This window comes from Bifidobacterium saimiriisciurei (genome assembly GCF_010667655.1).
Taxonomy (GTDB): domain Bacteria; phylum Actinomycetota; class Actinomycetes; order Actinomycetales; family Bifidobacteriaceae; genus Galliscardovia; species Galliscardovia saimiriisciurei.
Genome location: NZ_WHZU01000034.1, coordinates 1 through 3,056, shown reverse-complemented (window position 1 = coordinate 3,056; position 3,056 = coordinate 1). Strand labels below are relative to the sequence as shown.

General features: G+C 58.0%; 4 protein-coding genes. 3 read left to right on the top strand and 1 reads right to left on the bottom strand.

The window, feature by feature from the left end; genetic code table 11:
• Nucleotides 1-171: 171 nt before the first annotated feature.
• The 3 genes from GFD18_RS10880 (at nt 172) to GFD18_RS10870 (ending at nt 2,458) form a co-directional block, all read left to right on the top strand.
• Entirely contained in the window at nt 172-864 is a 693-nt protein-coding gene (locus GFD18_RS10880) for a sirohydrochlorin chelatase (RefSeq protein WP_163200482.1), read from the top strand.
• Nucleotides 865-1,020: 156 nt separating this feature from the next.
• The gene (locus tag GFD18_RS10875; RefSeq protein WP_163200481.1) at nt 1,021-1,383 is read left to right on the top strand and encodes a DUF4235 domain-containing protein; all 363 of its coding nucleotides are present in this window, start codon (nt 1,021-1,023) and stop codon (nt 1,381-1,383) included.
• Between the two features lie 289 nt (nt 1,384-1,672).
• Nucleotides 1,673-2,458, top strand: a complete 786-nt coding sequence (locus GFD18_RS10870) for a nitroreductase family protein (RefSeq protein ID WP_163200480.1) — start codon at nt 1,673-1,675, stop codon at nt 2,456-2,458.
• 205 nt (nt 2,459-2,663) lie between these two features.
• Here the strand turns inward: GFD18_RS10870 and GFD18_RS10865 are convergent, their stop codons facing one another.
• Complete coding sequence (locus tag GFD18_RS10865) at nt 2,664-2,915, bottom strand: hypothetical protein (RefSeq protein WP_163200479.1); 252 nt, start codon at nt 2,913-2,915, stop codon at nt 2,664-2,666.
• Between the last annotated feature and the right edge of the window lie 141 nt (nt 2,916-3,056).

Here is a 3,056-nt window from a genome sequence, read left to right as displayed (position 1 = left end):
TGCCGCTGGGGTATGCCGTGCTTGACCGTAAGCAACGAAAGCACCTGCTAGGCTTGCCAAGCAGGTGCCGGAGTGAGGCCGAACGGCCTTGAGTGCGTCAAGCACGGCATACCCCAGCGGCATCCCCGCACCACCCAAACGCGTCAATGTCACCAAGCAAAGGAGCATCCCATGACCACCGGCTATCTCTACGTCCTGCATGGCCGTCGCGGCAAGATTCCCGAGTCGAATCTCGAACTGCTGGGCGATTTCATCAGGGATGCCGGTCAGACCGGTCGTATCGCGTTCCTGGAGGGTGACGAGCAGACGTTGGAGGATGGCATCCGCGCCCTGCAGGCCGACAACGATCATCTGGTCATCGTGCCGGTGCTGCTGTATTCGGCGACGCATATGCGTTGGGATATTCCGCAGCGTACGCGTGAGGTCATCGATCCGAACGTCACGCTTGAGGTGACGGAACCGTTGGCCACGACGAAGGCCGTACATGATTATCTGGTGGATTTGCTGGGCAAGGCGGTGAAGGAGTATCCGGGCCGCAAGGTGCTGTTGGTGGCGCATGGCACGCCGCATTTCCCGGAGCCGTTCGAGCAGCTGACCGAGCTTGCGGAGGATGTCGAGCGTCGTATCGGCGTGCCGATCATCTGCACGAACCATATCGGTTCGCCGCGTATCGAGGAGACGCTGACGCATCCGGAGGCGCAGGGCCCGCTGATCGTGGAGCGTCTGTTCCTGACGGACGGCCGTCTGGCGAACAAGATCAAGGCCCGTGTGGAGGCGTTGAACGACGATACCGTGTTCCTGCCGACGATGGAGGACGACCCGGTCATCGTCGACGCCATCAAGGAGCGCCTCGCCGAACTGTAATCGACGTTCGTTAATGGACGACGTTCATTAATGGATTTGTGGGTCTATTGCATATATGAAGAAGCCGAAACCCCATTCTTGTGAACGCATAGACCCACATTCATATTTTCGTGACCCGATGGACCCACAAATTGGAATCATGGAATAATGGTGTTCATGACCGATTCCCGTGAAGATGCACTGAGCCCGACCGCGCGCGACATCGTGGAGGGCATCGATGCCTTCAATGAGAAAGTGACCGATATGCGTGCGAAATTCGAAGCCGATCCCGATGACGCGATTGACAAGATGATGAAGGTCGTTTTCCCTGCGGCCGCCGGTTTCGTGGCCAGCAAGGCGTTGGAAATGATGTGGAACCACGGTACGCCGAAGCACGCGCCGAAGATCGGCGTCGTGCGCGGCATGGTGAATTCGGCCGTGTTCGCCGGTCTTTCGGCTGCGGTGGGCGCGATGGTCTCCCAGGCCAGCGAGCATGGCTCCCAGGCGCTGGTGAACCGCCGTCATCGCAGGAACCGCTAGCTTCGGCAGCCCTCCTTCCCCTACTCCTCCTTTTCGCAAAGAGAACGACCGTCACAGGTTGTATATCTGAGGGGAGCCCTCTCAGGGGCCGCTCCCATATCCCTGAATATCCCCAAAGTTATTCCGATAATCACCATGCAACCGGTGATGACCGTCGCAGCCGTTCAGCCATGCTCAGGCGTCCATCCGTCCTTCACCGCTTCACCGCTTCACCGCTTCACCGCTTCACCGCTTCACCGAGGATGAAATAATCTACTGCTTTGGCCGCCATCGGTGACACAATTTAGTCATGGCAAACACCACATATGATCTTCATAATCCGACCATCGCAACGCTGCTGAATCGTCGTTCGATTCGTGCGTTCGCCGATGAGTCCATTCCTGATGATGTTGTCGATACGTTGGAATCCGTGGCACAGCATGCCGCGTCCAGCCAGTATCTCAATGATTGGTCCGCGATTCGTGTGACCGACCCTGACGTTGCCGCGAGGCTTGCCGAAATCGGCAGGCAGCCGTATATCGCGCAGGCGCCGCTGCTGTACGTGTTCGTGCTGGACGAGCATCGCAATGCGCGGATCGCAGCCGCAAAGGGCGTTGATGTGGATTCGGACGCGTTTACGCTCAATGGAAGCTATCGCTTCTCGCAGGCCCAGAACGATGCCGTTCTGGCGCTGCACGCAATGGAGACCGCCGCGTATTCGCTGGGCCTCGGCTGTGTGATTCTGGGTTCGCTGCTTAACGACGTGGATGGACTTATCGACCTGCTGAAGCTGCCGAAGTACACGTATCCGGTGCTGGGTCTGGCAATCGGCAAGCCGGCACAGGAGCCGGCGCTGAAGCCTCGCATGCCGAAGAGCGTGCAGTTCTTCGAGAACGAATATCCCCAGAGTTCCGATGAATTGTTGACGACTCTCGCCGATTTCGACGCGGATGTGCATAAGTACTACGACCTGCGCAACACGGAACGGCCAGTGGACGCGTTCAGCGACCAGATCGCCAACAACGCCGTTGCGAATATGGATGGCCGCACTGTCGGCGAACCGGCTGCACGCCAGGGTTTCCGCTTGGATCGATAGGTCGACCACGCTCCCGCTATCGCACCAGTAGCCGCCACCCCATAGAGTATCCGCCTAGCGTCAGATGAGGTGTACGTTTCGCGATCGTAGGCAGCGAAGGCATTTGATATGCTTCGCAATCAAATGCCGAAGCGAGGCCGAACGGCCTTGAGTGTATTGCGAAATGTACGCCTCATCTGTCGCCTGAGTAAACCTCTATGAATTGTTAGCGGCGCCGTGGCTTGTAGCCTTTCTTGCGCGAATGCGGCTTGATCTGCTGGTTCAGCGGCACGTGCACCCACGAGTTTTCGGGTGAATGGCTGGTCAGATGCCATGTGCCGCAGTATTGGCAGCGATATACCCAGAGTTGTGCACCGCGTTCGATAAAGCTCTGTTCCGCAGCACGTTCGGCCTGTGCCTTGTCGTGATACATGATCTTCGATGATGACGCGCAACGCTTGGGTGTGAAGAAGTGCATGATTGGTATGGTAGTCGTCTGCCGTGGACCTGCCGGCTTTCGGATTTCCACAGATGTTTTTGTCTGGATATGGGAAGGCCCCGGACCTTCGGTCCGGGGCCTTCCAACGTGTAATTGCGGCGGCGTGCTACTCTCCCACAC

Coding starts and splice junctions, on each gene's coding strand:
- GFD18_RS10880 (WP_163200482.1), top strand. CDS start 172: ATGACCACCGGCTATCTCTACGTCCTGCATGGCCGTCGCGGCAAGATT.
- GFD18_RS10865 (WP_163200479.1), bottom strand. CDS start 2,915: ATGCACTTCTTCACACCCAAGCGTTGCGCGTCATCATCGAAGATCATG.
- GFD18_RS10875 (WP_163200481.1), top strand. CDS start 1,021: ATGACCGATTCCCGTGAAGATGCACTGAGCCCGACCGCGCGCGACATC.
- GFD18_RS10870 (WP_163200480.1), top strand. CDS start 1,673: ATGGCAAACACCACATATGATCTTCATAATCCGACCATCGCAACGCTG.